The following is a 19,947-nucleotide window of genomic DNA, read 5'->3' on the forward strand; positions in this document are numbered from 1 at the left end:
GGCGAACGCCGCTTTCGGAGGGCGCCCAATGCGCACCGTCAGGCTTCGTGCCGCCGTTTTGGCCGGCTTTTGCCTCTTGCTCCTCACGGCGGCATCCGCCCCCGCGGCGACCATTCTCGTGTATCACCGCTTCGGCGACCACTCTTCCATGTCCATTTCCATGGCCGCATTCGAGGCCCAACTCGATTATCTCGAGCAGACCGGCCACAAGGTCATCTCCATGGAGGATTTGGCGAAGTATGTGGACGAGGGGCGCAACCCGCCGGAAAAATCCGTGGTCATCGCCATCGACGACGGTTGGGCCACGGTCATGCGCGCGTTTCCGGAACTCAAGCGGCGCAACCTGCCTTTCACCCTGTTTCTGCCCATGGCCTACGTCGCCAATCCGTATTGCGGGGCCACGCTTTCCCAGGCGGACATCGACGCGCTCAAGGCCTATCCCAAGGTGACCTTCGCCAACCATTCCTTCAGCCACTCACCGCGCCTGACCCGCGATGAGGCGTTCGCCCGCGAGGACATCCGCAAGAGCGTGGAGCGGTTTCGCCAGGTGATCGGGCACGACACGCCGTATTTCGCCTATCCCTACGGTTCGCGCAGCGACGCCTATACGCGGATGCTCGGCGAGGCGGGGTTCAAGTACCTTTTCCATACCGGCGACGAGCCCGTCTCGGCCAAGACCAAGGCCGGAGCCATCCCGCGCATCGCCGCGCACAACCTGTCCGTGACGGTGCTGGCCTCGGTGCTGCGGGGCCACGAGGCGATGATGGCCAAGGTGCAACCGGCGAAGGAAGCTGCCGGCACGTTGCTGAGCGCCACGCCTCCGGCCGGGACCATTCCACACAACGTGGAGTAGTTTTTCCGCGCCGCGCCAACCGGCCGCAATCACGGGTGTAACCGTTCGCCTGCACGCGCGCCATTCAGGGCTTTTTTCCATCTCCTGTGGAGCGTTTTTATCTCGGTGGCATCTGTTGGCCTTTTAGGTTCCCCTTGCATGAATGGGAAACTTTGGACTTCATCAGTGGGAATTTGGCGGTTTTTGGCTTGCAGATCCGAAATTCTGGATAGTGTGAGCCAGGAACAGGCGTTCTTTGTGTTCTCTGGGGACTGTCGCGCCATGGAAAGTCTGAGCGTTTACAAAGAATTTCTTTTGACATAATAGTCGTGACGACGATGTTTTTGTGTCGGTATGTGGTTAGTCAGTAGATAGCAAATCGGGGTATTGTAAATGCATTATTCCCTGTTGTTTCCAACAGTATGGGGTGCTTGGCGCTTCTTGTTGCCGGCCAGCCTTTCGAAATGTCGATTGTGTTGGTTTGTTACCGTTTCTTTCGCGTCACTTGTGCTCTGGCCGTGTGCCATGCCTGTTCACGCTTCGGCATTGCGTTATAAGATTGTTGACCTTGGTGTTCCGGAAGGATTTTATTGTGGCTCTATCACCGGAAGTGTTTCAAATGGTGTGATTGCGAAATCCGTTAATGATAAAGGACATGTCACGGGATATTTTAATACGTCATACTATAATAGGCATGGTTTTATGTATGACGGATCGGTCAAGGATATCGGATATGTCGTTGATGATTATGGACAGGAAATTTTTGAACCGGTCGGCATTAATGACAGTGATGTCATTGTCGGGGCATATGCTTTCAATACTTCTGATCGTGGTGCGCCGTTGTACGCAGCTGGGAATTTTACATTCATAAAGCAGAGTATTGTTTGTAACGGGGAGACATCCCCTGCTGTTTTTGATCCTGTTGGTATTAATAATTCCGGCCAAGTCGTCGGTAATGCATACTATTGCTACAAAGCGGAAGGGGCGTCTGCCGGCAATGTGTTGACCCGGGGTGCTCTCTATACCGATGCGACGTTGACCTATGTCGGGCCAGCCATCGGGTCGAGGGCCTTTTCCGTAAACGACCAAGGGTCGGTCGTGGGGCAGGCCCTCGATGGAACGGGCTCGTTTGTGTACGCGGATGGGACAAACACGGTGGCGTATCCCTCGAACTCGGCTACAGCGAAGGCAATCAGTAATAATGGATATGTGGTAGGGACTTTTTCGGATCCGGATTTGACAAGCCATGCGTTTCTAAACAAAAACGGGGAACTATCCGTAATACCATTGAGTTCTGCCTATCCGAATAAAACAGTGTCTCCTCAAAGCGTTAATGCTTCTGGTGTTGTCGCTCTGATATTGATGGGAGATGGTGCCGATATCGCAGGCGTGTATGATGGTGAAAAAACGTATGCGTTGTCGGAGCTTGTTGCAGGCGAGAATCCCTTTTCGAGCTTGAGCTCGGCTGTTTCCATCAGCGACACGGGTTACATTACCGGTGTCGGTTATTCTTCTTCCGATGGTAACTACGTGCATTCCTATCTTGCCATCCCCGTTGTGAACAAGGCCATTCCGCAGGTCCTCGACTTGTTGTTGCTCTCGCAATAGTCGCCGTCTCCCCTTTATCGGGGAGGTCCAGGAGGGGATCATCCCCTCCTGGCCGCCGGAGGCATCTTCCTCTTTCTCTCCCTTCTTCTCCTCTCCCTATCCCCCCACATGGCGTGCCAGGGCGGCGTAGTCGCGTGCGCCGGGGGAGCGGGGGGCGTATTCGAAGATGGTCTTGCCCTCGGCCGGGGCCTCGGAGAGCTTCACGTTGTAGCGGATGGGCGGACAGATGCGTCCGGGGTAGAGCGCGGCCAGTTCGTCGTGCAGCGCCGCCGGGCCGCGCACGCGTTTATCGAGGAACGTCGGCACGATATGCGAGAGGGAGAGTTCCGGCCGGTAGCGGGAGACCGCGGCGAAGCTCTGGAGGAATTCGGAAAATCCCTGGAGCGACATGGCCTCGAGCGCCACGGGCACGAGCACCTCGCCGACGTAGAAGAGCACGTTGACCGACAGCGCGTCCCAGCCCGGCGCGCAGTCCACGACGGCCACATCGAAGCGGGCGTCGAGCGGGGCCAGGGCATCGGCCAGGGTGCGCTCGCCGCCGAAATCCTTGCGCGTGATCAGGCGCTTGAGTCCGGCCAGGGCCTTGCCGCCGGCCAGGAGCCAGAGGTTGTCGCGCGCCGGGCACAGCGCCTCGTCGGCGTCGGCCAGGCCTTCGACGAATTCCGTCAGCCCGGCCTGGGGCGAAACGCCCAGGGCATAGGCGGCCTGGCCCTGCGTGTCGGCGTCGATGAGCAGGGTGCGCCTGCCGGCCATGGCCAGGGCGGCGGCGAGGTTGACGGCCGTGGTGGTCTTGCCCACGCCTCCCTTGCTCAGCATGACCCCGATGCGCCGCGCGGTGGGAGCCTCCGGGGTTGGGTCCGGAAGCGGAGCGGGCTGCGCCGCCTGTTGCGCCTGTTGCGCCGGCTGCGGCGGTGTCGCGGCGATCTGGCGGCGGATGGCGGACAGGGCGGCCTGGGCGGCGCGTTCCTCGGCGGCGTCCGGTTCGGCCAGGAGCGGCGGCCCGGGATCGTCCTCGGGCGCGGAATCGGCCCGGGGCAGGGGGGCTGCGGCCGTGGCCACGGCGGCCACGCGTTGCGCGACCACGGCCGGGCGGTCGAACACGCCGTGAGGGCGTTCGATGCGCAGGATGGCCGTTTCGGCGGGTGCGGCGGCAGGTTGGGCCGCGGTGCGTCGCGCGGCGAAACGGCGGTGGCAGCCGATGCAGGTCACGCCGGCGGCCGGGGCGGGATCGGGGACCTCCTGGCGGGCGCGGCAAAACGGGCAGATGGCGAGCATGGGACTCTCCGGTCTGGTTAACGGCTCGGGCGGCCGGCGGACGGCGTCCGGCCCAGGCGGCGGCAAAGCGGACTCCTCTCCCCGTCGGCTTCGAAGGCGTCCAGGGCGAGCTCCAAGGCGGCCTCGACGAGGCCGGACTTGGTCACGCGGCCCTTGCCGGCCGCGCGCAGGCGCGCCTGCGCGGCGTCGAGGCGGGCGGCGGCGGCTTGCGAAAGGTAGTGGGTGGCCTTGCGCTTGGCCCGGGGCGCGGCGGCGCGGGGTGCTGCCGGCGCGGCCGGGGCGGGGCAGGGCGCACGGGGCGGTTCGGGCTTTCGCGTCGGGGCCGGGCCGGGAAGGCGGCGTACGAGGCGCGCCAGCGCGGCCTGGTTGGGGAACGCTTCGGCCCCGGCGGGCGGGGCGGCGGGCGGCGTCGCCAGCAACGCCTCCAGGATATCCACGGTCGCGGCCTTGGCATCGGCGGGCATGGGAGGCTCCTCGGTTGCGGCCCGAAAGGCGGGCCATTCGCCTTGACGCGTAGCAAAAACTTTGCCACAAACCCTATCCCCCGGATGCCCGCCTTTTGCGGGCCGTCCCAACGGGCCCCCAACCAGGGGCCGACGAGGTCACGCCATGAATCGCTGGCAAGGCCCGGGCGGCTACGCCCACGTGTTGCGCGTGGGGCTGCCGCTCCTGGCCGGCATGGGCTCGATCACGGCCATGCACCTGACCGACCGCCTCTTTCTCGGCTGGTATTCCAAGGACGCCCTGGCCGCGGTCATGCCGGCCGGCGCGGCCTTTTTCCTTTTCACTTCCTTTTTCCTCGGCACCGTGGGCTATGTCGGCGTGCTCATCGCCCAGAACGTCGGCGCGGGCCGGCCGCAGGAAATCGGCGCGGTGCTGTGGCAGGGCATCCACTTCTCCCTGGCCTCCTTCGTCGCGCTGCTCGGCATCGCCTGCTTCTCCGAGGCCGTGTTCGCGGCCATGGACCACGCCCCGGAAGTGCGGGAGCTCGAAGTCGTCTATTTCCGCATGCTCATGTGCGGAGCGGGGTTCATGGTGCTCGAGGCGGGGCTGGCCGCCTTTTTCAGCGGCCGGGGGCTGACCCGCGCCGTGATGGTCGTCAATTTCGGCGGCGCGCTGCTTAACATCCCGCTCAACTACGTGCTCATTTTCGGCAAGCTGGGGCTGCCGGAACTCGGCACGGCCGGCTCGGCCCTGGCCACGGTGTTCGCCTGGGTGGTCATGGCCGCGACCTATGCCGCGCTCATCTTCACCCGGGAAAACGACCGTCAGTTCGGCACGCGCCGCGCGTTTCGGCCGGATGGGGCGCTCCTTAAAAAACTCGTGCTGCTCGGCGCGCCGGGCGGGGCACAGATCTTCCTCGACGTGTTCGCGGTCACGGTGTTCATCGCCCTGGCAGGCAGGCTCGGCGTCACCGAGCTTGCGGCGACAAGCCTCGTGCTCTCGGCCAACACCCCGGCGTTCATGCCGCTTTTGGGCCTTTCCTCGGGGCTCGCCGTGGTCGTCGGCCAGGCCATGGGCGCGGGAAAGCCCGAGGACGCGAGGCGCGCCGCTGGCAGCGCCTTTCGCCTCATGGCCGTCTACATGGCGGTCATGGTCGCCTTTTTCCTGGGGATGCCCGAGACCCTGGCCGGGTTTTTCAAGCCGCGCGGGGAGGACCAGGGGTTTGCCGCCGTGGTCGCGCTGTGCCGGCCGCTTTTCGCCTGGGGCGCGTGCCTCGGCGTGTGCGACGTCGTGCTGCACACCTGCTTCGGCGTGCTGCGCGGCGCGGGCGATACGCGCTTCCTCATGCTCTCCGCCGGCGGCGTCTCCTTTTTCGCCCTGGTCGCCCCGGCCTGGCTCGCCGTGCATTACTTCCATGTCGGCATCGTGCCGCTGTGGGGCTTTTTCGCGCTCTACGGCCTGACGCTCGCCGTGGTCCTGGCCTTGCGCTACAAGGGCGGGGCGTGGCAGAAACTGCGGTTGGTGGGACCGGCCGCGAAGACGGCCTGAACCCGAGGAGCCCCTCATGCGCGACGTGCTGGTGCGGCGGATGTTCGAGGACATCGCCTTTTCCTATGATTTCCAAAATAGCGCCCTGTCGCTTGGCGTGGACATCTACTGGCGCAAGCGCCTCGTGGACATGATCGAACCGGGCTACGGGCTCGTGCTCGACGCGGCCACGGGCACGGGCGAGGTCGCCCTGGCCATTCGCCGCCGCAGGCCGGGGCTTACGGTCCTCGGGCTCGACTTCTCCCCGGCCATGCTGGAAAAGGCCGTCGCAAAGACCAAACGGCGCGGCGTGGCCGGCTACCGCCTGGCCGTGGCCGACTGCCGGGACATCCCGGTCAGGGCGGGGAGCGTCGCCGCCGTGACCATGGCCTTCGGCATCCGCAACATCGCCGAACGGGTCGCGGTCATGCGGGAATTCCACCGCGTGCTCGTCCCCGGCGGGCGCATGCACGTCATGGAATTCGGCATGCCGCGCACGGGCCTTGGCAAGGCGCTCTACCGCTTCTATTTCGAACGCTTTCTGCCGCCCATCGGCAACTTCCTCTCGCGCACGGATTACGCCTACAGCTACCTCGTGGAGTCCGTGGACGCCTTCCCGGGCGACGCGGCCTTTACCGCGCAAATGGCCGAGGCGGGCTTTGCCGAATGCGCGGTCACGGACCTGACGTTCGGCCTGGCGCGGATATTTACCGGACGCAAGCGCTAGTCGCGCATAGAGATTTCCCTTGACAGCGCCCCCGCCTGTCTGGTGCAACATGGAAGACTGACATCCCAAGGATGCAGGAAAGGGGAGGGGGCATGGAAGTCAACTGGCCGGAACGGTTTTATTGCCGCAGCTTCGTGCGCAAGATCGCCCAGTGGCGCGAAGTCCGCTATTTCCGGGCCACGCGGCCCATCCCGGCCGGTGGGAAAGTGCTCGAGATCGGCTGCGGCGACGGCGGCGGGGCGGGGATTTTCGCCCGCGCCTTCGCCCCGTCCCTCTACCACGGCCTGGACGTGGACCCGGCCATGGTCAGGATCGCGGCGCGGCGGCCGAAAAAAGGCTTTCTCGCCAAAAGCGCCTTCGTCCTCGGCGACGCCGAGCGCCTGCCGTATCCCGACGCCGCCTTCGACGCCGTGGTCAACTTCGGCATCATCCACCACCTGCCCGACTGGCGGCGGGGCGTGGAGGAGGTCGCGCGCGTGCTGCGCCCCGGCGGCACGTTCTATTTCGAGGAGATCTACCCGCCGCTCTACGCCAACCCGGTCTTCCGCGTCATGCTCGCCCATCCGCGCGAGAACCGCTTCCACGGCCCCGAATTCCGCGAGGCCCTGGACGCGGCGGGCCTGTCCCTGCTGCCGGGCTTCCACGAATCCTCGCTTTTCATCCTGGCCGTCGCCGTCAAGACAGCGCGCCCCTGACGGGGCCAAGGAGGCGCATGGTGGACTTCCTGACCGACCCGGTTTTCCTCTCCCGCGTGCAGTTCGCCCTGACCACCGCGTTCCACATCACGTTCCCCACGCTCACCATCGGGCTGGCGCTTTTCCTCGTCGTGCTCGAGTGGCTGTGGCTGCGCACGCACGATCTCGTCTACTACCGCCAGTTCCGCTTCTGGGCCGGGCTGTTCGCGGTCAATTTCGCCGTGGGCGTGGTCTCGGGCATTCCGCTGGAGTTCCAGTTCGGCGCGAACTGGGGGCCGTTTTCCGCCACGGTCGGCAACTTCTTCGGCCAGATCCTCGGCTTCGAGGGCACCATGGCCTTCATGCTCGAATCCGCCTTCCTCTACATCATGCTCTTCGGCTGGAAGCGGGTGGGGCCGAAGATGCACTTTTTTGCCACCATCATGGTCGCCTTCGGCTCGTCGCTCTCCGCGTTCTGGATTCTCGTCGCCAACTCCTGGATGCAGACGCCCTCGGGCGGGCATATCGAAAACGGCATCTTCGTCGTCACCGACTACCTCGCCGCCGTGTTCTCGCCGGACCTGCCCCTGGCCTTTTCCCACATGTACCTGGCGTGCGTGGAGCTGACGCTGTTCGTCATCGGCGCGGTTTCGGGCGTCAACATCCTGCTGCGGCGCAACGTCCCCTTCTACCTCACGTCGTTCAAGCTCGCGGCCGCGGCGGTCGTGGTCATCGCGCCGCTCCAGGCCCTGGTCGGCGATTCCAACGGCCAGGAGATCGGCCGCCTCCAGCCGGCCAAGGTCGCGGCCATCGAGGCCCACTGGGACACCAACAAGCCCGGCACCGGAGCGCCCTGGAACATGCTCGCCTGGCCCGATCCCGACGCCGAGGACAATGTCTTCCAGATCCAGATTCCCTATGCCCTGAGCCTGCTCATCACCCATTCGCCCACGGGAATCGTGCCGGGGCTCAAGGATTTTCCCAAAAATGACCGCCCGCCCATCGTGTTGCCGTTCTACGCGTTCCGGCTCATGGTCGGCGTCGGGTTCGCCATGATCGCGGTCATGGCCTGGACGCTGTGGGCCTGGCGGCGCGGCGCACTCACCCCCGAGCGCGCGCCGGGGCAGGGCAAGCTCTTTTACGCCTGGACGCTCATGGCCGGCGGGGCCTACCTCGCCGTGCTCATGGGCTGGATCACGCGCGAGGTGGGCCGCCAGCCCTGGCTGGCCTACGGGCTCATCCGCACGGGCGAGGGGCATTCGCCCCTTGGCGCTGGCGAGGTCGGGCTGTCCCTGGCCGGCTTCATTCTCGCCTATGCCGTGCTCTTCTCGCTCTTTCTGTTCTTCATGGCCAAGCTCGTGCGCAAAGGCCCGGACATGGACGCGCTGCCGCCCGCGGCCCATGCGGCCAAATAGTCCTGCGGACAAGGACGGACCCTTATGGATATCGCCGACGTCTGGTACTGGATCATGGCCTTTCTGCTGTGGCTGTACGTCTTCACCGACGGTTTCGACCTCGGGGTCGGCATCCTGTGCCTGCACACCGACGACGAGGCCTGGCGCGACCGCATGACCGCGTCCATCGGCAGCGTCTGGCACGCCAACCAGACCTGGCTCGTGATGCTCGGCGGCGTGCTCTTCGGCGCGTTTCCGCTGGTCTACGGCACGGTGCTCGCCGCGCTCTACCTGCCGGCCGGGTTCCTGCTCTTCGCGCTCATGGCCCGGGGCATCGGCCTGGAATACCGCGCCGAGGCCGACGGCAAGCGCCCCTGGACGAAGCTTTTCGGCTGGGGCAGCGTGGCCGTGACGCTCGCCCACGGCTTTCTCCTCGGCGGCATCCTCCAGGGCATGGCCTTTGCCGACGGCCGGTTCGTCGGCGGCCGGTTCGACTGGTTCTCGCCCTTCACCATCCTGGTCGGCGTCACGCTCCTGTGCCTCTACGCCATGATCGGCGCGGCCTGGCTCGTGCTCAAAACCGACGGCGAACTGCAAACCCAGGCGCGGCTGTGGGGCATCCGCTACGGCTCGGCCACGGTGGCCATGCTCGTGCTCGTCATCGGCTACATCGCCCTGGACGGCCGGCTGGGCTTCCTCGTGGGCCGGCCGGGACAGGCCGGGTTTTCGCCTTCCTTCATCCTGGCCATCGTCGCCGCGGTGCTGTGCGCGGCGCTTTATTTCCGCGCGCTCGGCAAGGGCTGGGAGCGGCGGCCGCTCATGTACTGCGCCGTGATGCTGGCCTTCGTCTTCGCGGCCTTCGGCGGCAGCTTGTCCCCGGTCATCGTGCCGCCGGGCATAACGGCCGCCATGGCCGCCGCGCCCGCGCCGATGCTGCGCATCATGCTGGCCGTGGTCGGCGGGCTCTTGCCCGTGCTGCTTTTCTACAACGCCTACCAGTACCGTGTTTTCAGCGGCAAGACCGCGCCGCACGACGAGGTGCAGTAGTTTGCCCGCATCCGCAACGCCGCCCGCCGGCACGCCCGGGCATTTCGCCCTGACCGTCTACCTGGCCCTTTCGCGCACGCCCCACGGCATCCTCGACCTGGCCGGGCCGTTTTGCGCCGCCCTGCTGTGCCGGGGCGGCCTGCCGCCCCTTTCCGTCGTGGTCCTCGGCTGCGTCACCGTCTTTGCCGGCTATACCGCCGTCTATGCCCTCAACGACATCGTGGACTACCGCTCTGACAAGCGGCAGGTGGAAAAAAGCGGCCGCGACGCCCGCTGCAACTACCTCGACGCGGCGTTCATCCGCCATCCCCTGGCCCACGGCTGTCTGTCCCTGCCGGCCGCCATCGCCTGGTTCCTCTGCTGGGTCGCGGTCGCCTTTGTCGGGGCCTACGCCCTCAATCCCGTGTGCGCCTGGTTGCTCGTCGCCGGCTGCCTGCTGGAGACGGCCTACTGCCTGCTCCTGACTGTCACCCACCTGCGCGCGCTCATAAACGGCGTGGTCAAGTCCCTGGGCCCCCTGGCCGCGGCCTATGCCGTTTCGCCCGACCCCGCGCCGTGGTTTCTCGTCCTGCTTTTCGCCTGGGTCTTCACCTGGGAGATCGGCGGCCAGAACATCCCTGCGGACTGGCACGACGCCGTCCGCGACGCCGTCACCGGCGCGCGCACCGTGCCCGTGGTCGTGGGCTATCGCCAGGCAAGCCGCCTGGCCGTGGCCTGCCTTGGCGCAAGCCTCGCCATTTCCGCGCCGCTGCTCGCCGCCTCGCCCCTCGCCGTGGCCGCGCCGCTGTGGCTTGTCGCGCTGTTGGGCGGGGCCTGGCTGCTGTTGCCGCCTGCCCTCCGCCTGGCCGCGACCCGTGAGGACGAGGCCGCCTCGGCGCTTTTCAACCGGGCGAGCTTCTATCCCGCCCTGGTCCTGACCGTTCTCGTGATCGAACTGCTCGTCCGTTAAGTCGCGATTGACGCCTTCCTGGCTTTGGGCAATGGTCGTGACGGCGCAAGGGGTTCCCCCGCAACCAACACGTCCTGGATGACACATGGCGTCCTGTCCGCGACCCGTTCCATCCTCCCTCCCCTGGCGTGCCGGGCTGCGCGAGCTGTTGCCGGGCAGCGAGACCTGGCTCATGGAGCGCGTGCTCGCCTACGCCAAGGCGCAGGGCTATGCCGCGTATACCTCCACCCTGGTCGAACCCTGGCGGGTTTCCATCGCGGGGCTGACCGCCGCCATCCTGGGGGCGCTCGACAGCCGTGACGGCATCCCCTGGGAATATCCCCTGGAATGCGAAGCCCCGGGCGACCCCATCGCCGTCTTCGCCGACATCGAGGCCACGCGGCACCGCGCGCGCGGCATCACCCTGGCCATGTTCTGGGGGCTGCTCAAATACTATGAGCGCGCCTACCTGGATTGCATCGAGGCGGGTTTTCCCAAGGGGGAGGGGGCCGTTTGCGCCGCATTTTTCATCGCCGCCTGCTTCGCGCGCATGGAGTACGTCTTCGTGTTGCGCTGGGCCGAGCTTTCCGGGCAGGAGCAGACCGACGCCCTGGCCCGGGAGAACCGGGATCTGGCCAACGAGAAAAACAAATACCTCACGGTGTTCGAATCCATCTCCCAAGGCCTCTTCCTGCTCGACGCCGAAAACCGCCTGGACAACTGCAACGCCGCGGGTCTGGCGATGCTCGGCTGCGGCGGCGTCACCGGCGGGATGTATTACGCCGCGACGGAGGAAGCGGGCGGTGGCGGCCTCGGGGAGCTTCGGGGAAAGCCGCTGGCGATTCTTCTGCCCTGGCTCGAAGCGGCGCTCGCCCGACCGGAATCGCACGGCCGCGTCGAACTGGAAGCCGCGGTCTCCGAAGCCGGGGAAAACCGCATTTTTCAGGCCGCCGTCGAAGCCATAGCGGACATCTCCGGCAAATTCGCCGGCAAGCTCGTGTTGTGCCGCGACGTGACCGAACGCCGCCGCATGGAGTCGGCCCTGGCCCAAAGCGAGGAGCGCTACCGCACGCTCATCGACATCATGCACCAGGGTTTGGCCATCCTTTCGCCCGAGGGCCGCATCGATTTCGCCAACGAAACGCTCGGCGAGCTGCTCGGCGTCCCGCTTGCCTCCCTGATCGGCCGTCCGTTCGCCGCGTTCGTGTGCGTCGATGACCGGGAGCGCTTTCGGGAAGCCCAGGCAGGGCGGCGGCAGGGGCTGGCCGATCCGTACGAGATGGGCCTTTGCCGCGAGGACGGGAGCCCGGTGTGCGTCATGGCCTCGCCGTCGCCCATCGTCGGCCGGGACGGTGATTTCCAGGGCAGCCTCGAAGTCTTTACCGACGTCACGCGCCTGCGCCAGCTCGAAGCCCGGCTGGCCACGGCCAAGCGCCTGGAGGCCATTGGCCACCTGGCCGGCGGCGTGGCCCACGAGATCAACACGCCGCTGCAATACGTCTCCGGCAACTTGGAGTTCGCCAAAAAGAACCTGCCGCATCTCCTGGCGCTGCTTGGGATGTACGAGGCCGCGCTGCGCCTGGCCCCGGAGAACCCGGAACTTGCGGCGAAGCTGCGCGAGATCGAGGCCTTCCGGCAGGACAACGACCTGGAAACGGTGCTGGCCGAACTGCCCCCTGCCCTGGAGGAAAGTCTGGCCGGGACCGAGCGGGTGGCCGGCTTCGTGCGCTCCATCAAGCGCTTCGCCCGCACCGAGAGCATGGGCCGGCAGGCCATCGACGTCAACGAGGCCATCCTGGCCACGGTGGAGATGGCCAGAAGCGCCCAGGAATTCCCGGTCTGCCTGGAGACGGAATTGGCCGAGGAATTGCCGCCCCTTTGCTGCGTGCCCGGCGATTTCAACCAGTTGCTTTTGTGCCTGCTTCTCAACGCGGCCCAGGCCACGGAAAAGACCGGCCGGAGCGATGCCTGCGTGCGGGTGCAAAGCCGTCTGGAGGGCGGCAACGTGATCGTGTCGGTGAGCGACCATGGACCAGGCATTCCGCCGGAGATCCAGGACAAGATCTTCAATCCGTTTTTCACCACCCACGACGTGGGCAAGGGCGGCGGCCAGGGGCTCAGCATCGCCCTGGCCATCGCCGAAAAGCACAAGGGTTCCATCCGCTTCGTCACCACGCCCGGCCTGGGTTCCACCTTCCTCGTGAGCTTTCCCCTGGAGTAGGCGCGCAAAGAAAACGGCCCGCCGTCTTCGGGACGGCGGGCCGTTTCTGTATCGGGGTTGCCCCGGCCTAATCGTCGTGGGGCGGGAAGGTCAGGGCCGCGCCGAACCAGCCGACGAGCGACACCAGCGGGAAAAGCGCGAGGATGAGGACGATAAGCCCCAGGTGGTCGCCGGGATGGGCCAGGAAATCCGGCGCGCGAAGCCGCGCCGCAAAGGCCCAGAGCACGGCCAGGAACAGCACCGGCGTGGCGAGCAGCTTGATGACCACCGGCTTGATGCGCGCCGCGGCGTAGTTGAGCCACCACGTGAAAAGCCCGGTGACGATGGCCACGGGCGTGAAGACGACCGCCGCGCCGAGCAGCACCAGCATGGCCGCGTCGAAGCCGGCCCAGCCCGTGACCAGGGCCAGAACCAGGCACAGCGGGATCAGCACGCAAAAGGCGATGGGGAAATGCACCGTCATGGGATGGGGATGGCGCTTGAGCATGGGGTAGCGCTTCATGAAGCGCGAAAGCCACGCCGGCACGCGGTCGGCCACGGGCTCGGGGGCCAGGGCCGTGGCTTCGAGCGTGCCCACGCGCGGGAAGCGCGCGAGCACGTCCGGGCTGTGCGGGGCCTGGGCCAGGTCGAGGCCCATGTCCGCGCCGGCATGGTGGCGGTTCATGTGCTTGCCGGCCTTCCACAGGCGGCTGCCTGAAATGTCGTAGACGATGCCCTTGTGGGCCACGTAGGCGGGCCTGCCCTCGGCACCGTCGAAACCGGCCAACTCCTGGGGCGTGAAGCGCTTTTCCGGCGTCTGGCTCATGCTTCGCTCCTTGCGGCGGCAGGCGTGCGCCGCCCGATGATGTCGAATCTGCGCAGTTCGTCGAGCACGGCGTCGCAGGTGAAGGGCTTGGCCAGGAAGGTCAGGGCCTGTCCCTGGAAAAAGGCGCGGTAGACGTTGCGCGTGTCGTCCAGGGCCGAGATCATGATGACCTTGGCCGCGTCCGACGAGGAAACGCCGCGCTCGTGCTCCAGGTGGCGCATGCCCTCCAGTGCCTGGTGCCCGTCCATGCCGGGCATCATGACATCGACGAAGATGACGTCGTAGGGCTTGCCGGCGCCAAGCGCCCGGCCAAAGGCGTCCAGCCCCTCGCGGCCGTTGCCGGCGGTGTCGCAGGCGGCGTAGGGGGACAGGATTTCCAGCAGGAACCGGCTGTTGACCGGATCGTCGTCAACGATGAGTGCTCGCAGCATGGCATACCCGGCGGGGGGCGCGCCCCCCGGCTCGCGGGGAACCTAACACAACAACCTGCCGCGTCAACACATTCCCGCCACAGTCGGGAATAGCGGCGACTTTTGTCCCCGCGCGGCGGCTCAGTTTTTCGCGGCGAGTCCCTCGGGCCTGCCGGCCAGGCCGCAGTAGCCGGCGTCGGGGCCGGCCGCGCGCCACATCATGCACATGGTTCCCTGGCAGAACTTGAGCTTGTCGTCGTGGGTGGTCAGGAGCGGACAATACCTGAACTTCGCTTCCTTTTCCGAAACGGGCATGGCGGTTCCTCCTTAAGCGTCGAGTCGCAGCACGACCAGGGTCACGTCGTCCTCCAGGGGCCTGTCCCCGCGGAAGGCGTCCAGGGCGGCGAACAGGGCGTCGCACACGGCCCGCGGGCCGGCGGCGGCGGATTCCGCCAGGATGTCCCGGGTGCGGGCCTTGCCGAACATTTCCCCTGCCGGGTTTTCGGCCTCCCACAGGCCGTCCGTGCCGATGAGCACGGTCTGACCCGGGGCCAGGGCGGCGACGCCGGTTTCGTAGCGCGCCTCCTCGGCCACGCCAAGGGCCATGCCCCGGGTGGTCAGCTCGTCCACCTGGCCCGTGGCGGGGTCGTAACGCAGGGCCGGATCGTGGCCGCCGCGGGCAAAAGCGGCCTTGCGCGTCGCCGGGTCCGCCTCCAGGTAAAAAAGCGTCATGAACCGGCCCGTGCCGTAGACGTCGCGCACGAGCTCCCGGTTGACGTCGGCGACGATTTCGCCGGGCGTGCCCGGACGCGCGGCGCGCGGCCGCAGCAGCGCCCGCGCCGTGGCCATGAGCAGCGCGGCCGGGAGGCCATGCCCCGAGACGTCGCCCAGGGCAACGCCGAGGATGCCGGACTTGTCGCCGTCAAAGGTCAGGAAGTCGAAATAGTCGCCGCCGGTTTCGTCGCAGTAGCGGCTGGCCCCGGCAAGCGTCAGGCCGGGAAAGGGCGGGGGACTCGCCGGCAGGAGGCTGCGCTGGATTTCGCCGGCCAGGGACGCGGATTCGCAAAGGCGCATGTGCGCGTCCAGGCGCGGGGCGAGTTCGTTGAAGACGCGCCCGAGCGCGGCGAGCTCGTCCCCGCCCGCGGCCGCGACCCGGGTGGAGAAGTCGCCGTCGGCAAGCCGCCGCGCCGCGCTTGTCAGCGCCAACACGGGCCGCGTCACCGCCCGGGAGGCCGAAAGGGAGACGATCACGAGCAGCAGCATGACCGCGACGACGATGGCCGTGCCGACGAGGGTGAGACGCCGGATGCCCGCTTCCACCTCGGCGGCCACGGCCCTGGAGGTGGCCAGCAGCTCGGCCACGGGCGCGACCTGCAAAAGCGCCTCGCCCTTGGCCGTGGGCGCATAGGCGGCCAGGCAGTCCCGGCCGGCGTAGCGCAAGCGGCGCACGCCGGAAACGCCCGAGGCGACGTCCGCCGTCAGGGCGGCGAGGGTCGCCGCGTCCGGGGAGACCAGGGGCGCGGGCGTGACGAAGGCGTGCCAGCCGTGGCCGCGTTCGTGGCGGAGCTCCCCGGCCTGGGCCATGAGGCGCGGCGCGCCGGCCGTGTCGGGCGCGACCACGACGAGCATGGTCTCGACCTCGCCGGGAAGGTGTTTTGGCGGCGTGACCGAGGCGAGCAGATCGTCCAGGGGCGTGAGGATGGCCGTGCCCCCGAGCGTCTGGCCGGACGCGCCGGCAAGGCGCATGGACACGGCCACGCAGACGCGCCCGGTGCCGGGTTCCGCCTGCGCCGAGGACCAGACCGGGCCGGGCGCGCTCATGGCCGCCAGATACCAGGGCGCGCGCAAGGGCTCGTAGCGCCGGGGCGCGCCGGGCGTGGCCGGGGCGCTTGCGCTCAGGCCGTCGGCCAGGGTCGTCAGCTGGAAATGGGCCAGGGGGCCGGCCAGGGCCGCGACCTCGCGCAGGGGACCGACGGTCGCGCCCAGGGCGGCGATGCGCGGGTCCTCGCGGGAAACGCCCTGGGGCAGGCGCACGGTCAGGCGGGCGGGGTCCACGGGCAGGGGCGCTGCCGCGCCATCAGGCGAAAGGCGGAAATAGCCCGGACGTTCGCCAAATCCCTCCGGGGCCGGCGTGGCGCCGCGCATGCCCATGCCCGGCGCGTCCATCGCCAGGACCACGGCGTTCGAAACGGCGGCGGGCACGGAAGAAGGCGATTGCCCGAGCGCGTCCGTCACGTCCCGGGCCTGCAGGGCCACGGCCAGGGAGAGCGCCTGGCGCTTGGCGTCGAAAAGCCTTGCGTGGTCCTCGACCAGGCGCAGCAGCCGTTTTTGCGCTTCCTCGACCAGATGCGCGGCCACATGGGCGGAAAGCCGCTCGGACAGGCGGTCGAGCGCGAACTGGCTGTTGACGCGAAGCAGCAACAGCGGCGCAAGCGAGATGGCGGCGAGCAGCCAGAAGAGCTTCCAGCGGATGCGCATGGAACAAGTCCCCGGGCTTGACGGTCAACGGATCAAGATGCCTGGGAAGCATCCTCCATTTCCAGGTACGCGGCAAGGATGACCTTGGGGCCGAAATCCGGGAAATTGACCCGGACCTTGCCGTCGTCCAGGGCGGCGATGATCTTGCCGCGGCCGAAAATCTTGTGCCGGCAGTAGCCGAGCGCGCCCGGCGCGACCGATCGGGCCGAGGCCGTCGGGGCAGTTTCCGGCTGCGTCGCGACGGGGCGGGGCGGACACGGCGCGGGGCGCGGCGCGCCGGAAGCGGCAAGGCCCGATGCCGTGCAGGCGGCCAGGCTCGACGTGGCGCGCCCGCCCAGGCGCTCGCGGCGCTCGATGAGCTGCCCGGCCGGCAGCTCGCGCAGGAAGATGCTCGGCAGGGCCGGGGCGCAGCCGCCGCCCTGGCGCTGGTACACGGTTTCCGGCGCGAAAAGCGAGAGCGCGTCGCGGGCGCGCGTGCAGGCGACGTAGAGCAGCCGCCGCTCCTCCTCCATGTCCTCGGTGCGCGAGAGCGCATGGCGCGAGGGGAAGCGCTCGTCCACGAGGTCGATCACGAGCACCGCCGCCCATTCCAGGCCCTTGGCCGAGTGGACCGTGGACAGCACCACATGGTCCTCGCGGGTCTTCTTGCGATCCTCGTCCGGGTTTTCGATGACGAGGTCGGCCAGGAACGCGTCGAGGTCGGCGTAGCTGGCGGCGATCTGCTGGAGCTGCTCGAGGCCCGCCTGGCGGCGCGGGTAGTCGTCGGGGAATTTCTCGGCCAGAAGCGGCGCGTAGGCCTCGATGACGCGTTCGAGCAGGTCGGCCGGGGAGGGCGGCGAGGAGCGCAGGACATCGAGGAATTCGATCAATGCCCGGAATTCCTCGGATTTTTTCGTCATCTTGCCGAGCACGGCGCGATCGCCTTCCTGGATGGCGGCGAAGATCTTGGCCGCGGTCTTGGCCCCGATGCCCGGCACGAAGGCGAGTACGCGGTTCCAGGCCGGGAAATCGGCGGTGTTGCGCGCCAGACGCAGGTAGGACAGCACGTCCTTGACGTGGGCGGCGTCGGAAAAGCGCAGGCCGCCGAACTTCTGGAAGGGGATGCCGGCTTTGCCGAGCTCCACTTCCAGGGCGTAGGACTGGTAGCCGGCGCGAAACAGCACCGCGATCTCGTGCAGGGGGTAGCGGCCGGACAGCTCGCGGATGCGCGCCGTGACCATGGCCGCCTGGGTCAGGTCGGAAAAGGGCCGGATGAGCTCGGGTTCCGGACCGTCCTCGCGGGTGGAGAAGAGATTTTTCTCGAACTTGCGGCCGGCGTTTTTGAGGATGGCGTTGGTCAGCGTCAGGATGGGCTGGGTGGAGCGGTAGTTCTGCTCCAGCTTCACAACCAGCGTCCCCGGGAACAGGTTGGGGAAATCCAGGATGTTGTCCACCGTAGCCCCGCGGAAGGCGTAGATGGACTGGGCGTCGTCGCCGACGGCCATGACGTTGCCCGTACCCGGGGCGAGCAGGCGCGTGAGCCGTGCCTGGACGCGGTTGGTGTCCTGGTACTCGTCCACCATGACGTAGCGGTGGCGCTCGCGCAGGTAGTCCGCGAGGTCCGCGTGCTCGGTGAGCATGCGCTCCAGGGAAAAGAGCAGGTCGTCGTAGTCGAGGAGGTTGTGCTCGGCCTTGAACGCCGTATAGCCCTCGCCCAGGCGCGCGATGTCACTTGCGTGGGGCAGCAGGTGGAAGGCCTCGCGGGAGATGACGTCGCCGACGTCGAGCTCCTTGTTGCGGGCCTTGGAGAGCATGCCGAGGACGGCGCTCTTGCGCGGGAAGGAGCGGTCGCCCTTGCCGACGCCCAGGCTGTCCTTGACCTGCCCCAGGATGTCCTCGCAGTCCGCGGCGTCGAGCACGGTGAACCCGTCGGGGTAGCCGGCGGCGGCGTGGAAGCGCCGCAGCGTCGCAAAGGCGAAGGCGTGGAACGTGCCGCCCGAGACGCCGGACACGCCGTCCGGGCCCATGGCCAGCAGCATGCCGGCCCGGGTCAGCATCTCCTGGGCGGCCTTGCGGGTGAAGGTCAAAAGGAGAATGGACGCCGGGTCCACGCCGCCCGAGACCAGATGGGCCAGGCGGTAGACGATGGTGCGGGTCTTGCCGGAACCGGCGCCGGCGATGACGAGGACGGGGCCTTCGGTCGTCATGACCGCCTGGCGCTGGGCGGGATTCAGGTCGCGGTCGAAATCCATGCGGGCTCGTTTTGTTCGGGCAGGTCGAAATAGGCCGCGACCTCGCGCCCGGCTTCGGTGGTGGTGGCCGGGCGGGCGGCGGCGGTGTCGCAGTAGAGGGCGTCGTGGGGGCTGTGGCAGCCGGCGCGTCCGTGGCGGCCGAAGATGGCCTCGCGGTCGTACTTGGCCGTGAGGCTCATGCCGGGCCGGCCGACGCAGACGAGGTTGGGCGCGCGGCGCAGTTGCGGCCCTTCATAGATCTCCTCGGCCAGGTGCACCGCTTCCATGACCGGCACGCCTTCGTAGCTGAGGGTGAGGAGCTCTTCGCGCAGTTCGCGGGCGAGCTTTTCGGCCACGTGCTCGTGGAAGACGCCGCGCGCGAAGCGCTCCTTGATGTTGATGTAGATGCGCCCGGGGTCCAGGCCGAAGGCGGCGGTCTGGTGCGGGGCGATGCGCGCGTCCCATTCGTTTTGCGCGCCGGGGCGCGTGAAGAGCAGGCCTTTTTGCGCCAGCCACGCGTTGAGGTCCACTTCGGTGACGAGTTCCACGAAGCCGTGGTCGGCCAGGGCGATCAGGCGCTTGGGGCCGTCCAGGGCATCGTAGCGGTCGAGGACGAGGCCGATGACGCGGTCCCAGTCGGCAAGGAGGTCGAGGACCGCGCCGTGGAGCGCATGTTCGGGGTGGGCCACGGCTGGAAAGAAGAAATGGAAGAGCCGGTCCGTTTCGGTGAGCACGAGCATGAAGCAGTCGAAGTCGCCGCCGGCCCAGAGCATCTCCAGGGCGGCGCGGCGCGAGGCCAGCGTGCGGCGCAGTTCCCGGGCCAGAAAGTCGAAATCCGCCGCGCCCCGGGAGGTGTCGGCCTCGATGCGGTAGCCGGCGAGGCGCAGGTTGGCGGCGAATTGCGGCGGATACGCGGCGCGGTCGAGGTCCGTTTCGGGAAAGCCGGCGACGATGGCCCCGGTCAGCGGCTTGACGGGCGCGGCGCAGGGCAGGTTGACGATTTTCGCGCAGCGTCCGGCGGCGGTCATGCGGTCCATCAGCGTGGGCACGCGGATACTCGTCGCATCGATGGGCCCCAGGGCGTAGCTGGCGGGGTCGATGCCGACGAAGCCGAAGACGCCGTGGCGGCCGGGATTGGCGGCGGTGAGAAACGAGGTCCAGTTGACCGGCGAGAGTTCGGGCAGTTCGGCCTCGATGCCCGTGGCGTTTTGGGCCAGGAGGCGTTCGAGGTTGGGGAGCCGGCCGGAGGCGGCCAGGGCGCGCGCGAGGGAAAGCGGCAGCCCGTCGAGGCCGAGGACGACGAGGCGTTTTCGGGAGTGCGGCATGGGCGGGCTTGTTAACAGAAACGGCCCGGGAAGGCTACGCGC

At 67.6% G+C, this 19,947-nt stretch carries 17 protein-coding genes; 9 read left to right on the top strand and 8 right to left on the bottom strand.

Annotated features, from left to right (window positions below):
• The first annotated feature begins 28 nt into the window (after positions 1–28).
• Together Q368_RS0112785 and Q368_RS24560 are read left to right on the top strand one after the other, a co-directional pair.
• Positions 29–853, top strand: a complete 825-nt coding sequence (locus Q368_RS0112785) for a polysaccharide deacetylase family protein (protein ID WP_029459462.1) — start codon at positions 29–31, stop codon at positions 851–853.
• A gap of 372 nt (positions 854–1,225) precedes the next feature.
• A complete protein-coding gene (locus Q368_RS24560; protein ID WP_084158765.1) occupies positions 1,226–2,440 on the top strand; it encodes a hypothetical protein in 1,215 nt (404 codons plus the stop codon).
• Positions 2,441–2,536: 96 nt separating this feature from the next.
• On the opposite strand, the gene Q368_RS0112795 is transcribed toward Q368_RS24560, so the two are convergent.
• Together Q368_RS0112795 and Q368_RS0112800 are read right to left on the bottom strand one after the other, a co-directional pair.
• On the bottom strand, positions 2,537–3,715 hold the full coding sequence (locus Q368_RS0112795; RefSeq protein WP_029459463.1) for a ParA family protein: 1,179 nt from the start codon (positions 3,713–3,715) through the stop codon (positions 2,537–2,539).
• 17 nt (positions 3,716–3,732) lie between these two features.
• A complete protein-coding gene (locus tag Q368_RS0112800) occupies positions 3,733–4,179 on the bottom strand; it encodes a hypothetical protein (RefSeq protein ID WP_029459464.1) in 447 nt (148 codons plus the stop codon).
• A gap of 145 nt (positions 4,180–4,324) precedes the next feature.
• On the opposite strand from Q368_RS0112800, the gene Q368_RS0112805 reads away from it, so the two are divergent.
• From Q368_RS0112805 to Q368_RS0112835, 7 genes are all read left to right on the top strand, one after another.
• Entirely contained in the window at positions 4,325–5,707 is a 1,383-nt protein-coding gene (locus Q368_RS0112805) for an MATE family efflux transporter (RefSeq protein WP_029459465.1), read from the top strand.
• Positions 5,708–5,723: 16 nt separating this feature from the next.
• Positions 5,724–6,413 carry a ubiquinone/menaquinone biosynthesis methyltransferase gene (locus Q368_RS0112810; RefSeq protein ID WP_029459466.1) on the top strand — a complete coding sequence of 230 codons (690 nt, stop codon included), beginning with the start codon at positions 5,724–5,726 and terminating at the stop codon, positions 6,411–6,413.
• A 92-nt stretch (positions 6,414–6,505) separates the two neighbouring features.
• The gene (locus Q368_RS0112815; protein ID WP_029459467.1) at positions 6,506–7,108 is read left to right on the top strand and encodes a class I SAM-dependent methyltransferase; all 603 of its coding nucleotides are present in this window, start codon (positions 6,506–6,508) and stop codon (positions 7,106–7,108) included.
• Between the two features lie 20 nt (positions 7,109–7,128).
• Positions 7,129–8,502, top strand: coding sequence for a cytochrome ubiquinol oxidase subunit I (locus Q368_RS0112820; RefSeq protein WP_029459468.1), 1,374 nt, complete (start codon positions 7,129–7,131; stop codon positions 8,500–8,502).
• A 24-nt stretch (positions 8,503–8,526) separates the two neighbouring features.
• Entirely contained in the window at positions 8,527–9,528 is a 1,002-nt protein-coding gene (gene cydB, locus Q368_RS0112825) for a cytochrome d ubiquinol oxidase subunit II (RefSeq protein WP_029459469.1), read from the top strand.
• Position 9,529: 1 nt separating this feature from the next.
• Positions 9,530–10,477 (top strand): UbiA family prenyltransferase, encoded by a 948-nt coding sequence (locus Q368_RS0112830; RefSeq protein WP_043785868.1) that lies wholly within the window; start codon positions 9,530–9,532, stop codon positions 10,475–10,477.
• Positions 10,478–10,562: 85 nt separating this feature from the next.
• The gene (locus tag Q368_RS0112835; RefSeq protein ID WP_052360155.1) at positions 10,563–12,677 is read left to right on the top strand and encodes a PAS domain-containing sensor histidine kinase; all 2,115 of its coding nucleotides are present in this window, start codon (positions 10,563–10,565) and stop codon (positions 12,675–12,677) included.
• A 67-nt stretch (positions 12,678–12,744) separates the two neighbouring features.
• Here the strand turns inward: Q368_RS0112835 and Q368_RS0112840 are convergent, their stop codons facing one another.
• The 6 genes from Q368_RS0112840 to Q368_RS0112865 all read right to left on the bottom strand — a co-directional run bounded on the left by Q368_RS0112840 (position 12,745) and on the right by Q368_RS0112865 (position 19,905).
• Positions 12,745–13,482, bottom strand: coding sequence for a DUF2231 domain-containing protein (locus tag Q368_RS0112840; protein WP_029459472.1), 738 nt, complete (start codon positions 13,480–13,482; stop codon positions 12,745–12,747).
• Positions 13,479–13,913, bottom strand: a complete 435-nt coding sequence (locus Q368_RS0112845) for a response regulator (protein WP_029459473.1) — start codon at positions 13,911–13,913, stop codon at positions 13,479–13,481. Before Q368_RS0112845 ends, Q368_RS0112840 begins: the two co-directional genes overlap by 4 nt.
• Before the next feature lie 120 nt (positions 13,914–14,033).
• Positions 14,034–14,207 (bottom strand): hypothetical protein, encoded by a 174-nt coding sequence (locus tag Q368_RS26625; protein ID WP_169740596.1) that lies wholly within the window; start codon positions 14,205–14,207, stop codon positions 14,034–14,036.
• A 12-nt stretch (positions 14,208–14,219) separates the two neighbouring features.
• Positions 14,220–16,370, bottom strand: coding sequence for a SpoIIE family protein phosphatase (locus tag Q368_RS0112855; protein WP_029459474.1), 2,151 nt, complete (start codon positions 16,368–16,370; stop codon positions 14,220–14,222).
• A 32-nt stretch (positions 16,371–16,402) separates the two neighbouring features.
• Positions 16,403–18,601, bottom strand: a complete 2,199-nt coding sequence (locus Q368_RS0112860) for an ATP-dependent helicase (protein ID WP_029459475.1) — start codon at positions 18,599–18,601, stop codon at positions 16,403–16,405.
• Entirely contained in the window at positions 18,580–19,905 is a 1,326-nt protein-coding gene (locus Q368_RS0112865) for an alkaline phosphatase family protein (RefSeq protein ID WP_029459476.1), read from the bottom strand. Before Q368_RS0112865 ends, Q368_RS0112860 begins: the two co-directional genes overlap by 22 nt.
• Positions 19,906–19,947: the final 42 nt, after the last annotated feature.

Source organism: Solidesulfovibrio alcoholivorans DSM 5433 (genome assembly GCF_000702665.1).
In the GTDB taxonomy this organism is placed as follows: Bacteria; Desulfobacterota; Desulfovibrionia; order Desulfovibrionales; family Desulfovibrionaceae; genus Solidesulfovibrio; species Solidesulfovibrio alcoholivorans.

Excerpts from the sequence above, each read along its gene's own strand:
- Q368_RS0112785 (WP_029459462.1), top strand. The coding sequence starts at position 29 with ATGCGCACCGTCAGGCTTCGTGCCGCCGTTTTGGCCGGCTTTTGCCTC.
- Q368_RS24560 (WP_084158765.1), top strand. The coding sequence starts at position 1,226 with ATGCATTATTCCCTGTTGTTTCCAACAGTATGGGGTGCTTGGCGCTTC.
- Q368_RS0112795 (WP_029459463.1), bottom strand. The coding sequence starts at position 3,715 with ATGCTCGCCATCTGCCCGTTTTGCCGCGCCCGCCAGGAGGTCCCCGAT.
- Q368_RS0112800 (WP_029459464.1), bottom strand. The coding sequence starts at position 4,179 with ATGCCCGCCGATGCCAAGGCCGCGACCGTGGATATCCTGGAGGCGTTG.
- Q368_RS0112805 (WP_029459465.1), top strand. The coding sequence starts at position 4,325 with ATGAATCGCTGGCAAGGCCCGGGCGGCTACGCCCACGTGTTGCGCGTG.
- Q368_RS0112810 (WP_029459466.1), top strand. The coding sequence starts at position 5,724 with ATGCGCGACGTGCTGGTGCGGCGGATGTTCGAGGACATCGCCTTTTCC.
- Q368_RS0112815 (WP_029459467.1), top strand. The coding sequence starts at position 6,506 with ATGGAAGTCAACTGGCCGGAACGGTTTTATTGCCGCAGCTTCGTGCGC.
- cydB (WP_029459469.1), top strand. The coding sequence starts at position 8,527 with ATGGATATCGCCGACGTCTGGTACTGGATCATGGCCTTTCTGCTGTGG.
- Q368_RS0112835 (WP_052360155.1), top strand. The coding sequence starts at position 10,563 with ATGGCGTCCTGTCCGCGACCCGTTCCATCCTCCCTCCCCTGGCGTGCC.
- Q368_RS0112840 (WP_029459472.1), bottom strand. The coding sequence starts at position 13,482 with ATGAGCCAGACGCCGGAAAAGCGCTTCACGCCCCAGGAGTTGGCCGGT.
- Q368_RS0112845 (WP_029459473.1), bottom strand. The coding sequence starts at position 13,913 with ATGCTGCGAGCACTCATCGTTGACGACGATCCGGTCAACAGCCGGTTC.
- Q368_RS26625 (WP_169740596.1), bottom strand. The coding sequence starts at position 14,207 with ATGCCCGTTTCGGAAAAGGAAGCGAAGTTCAGGTATTGTCCGCTCCTG.
- Q368_RS0112855 (WP_029459474.1), bottom strand. The coding sequence starts at position 16,370 with ATGCGCATCCGCTGGAAGCTCTTCTGGCTGCTCGCCGCCATCTCGCTT.
- Q368_RS0112860 (WP_029459475.1), bottom strand. The coding sequence starts at position 18,601 with ATGGATTTCGACCGCGACCTGAATCCCGCCCAGCGCCAGGCGGTCATG.
- Q368_RS0112865 (WP_029459476.1), bottom strand. The coding sequence starts at position 19,905 with ATGCCGCACTCCCGAAAACGCCTCGTCGTCCTCGGCCTCGACGGGCTG.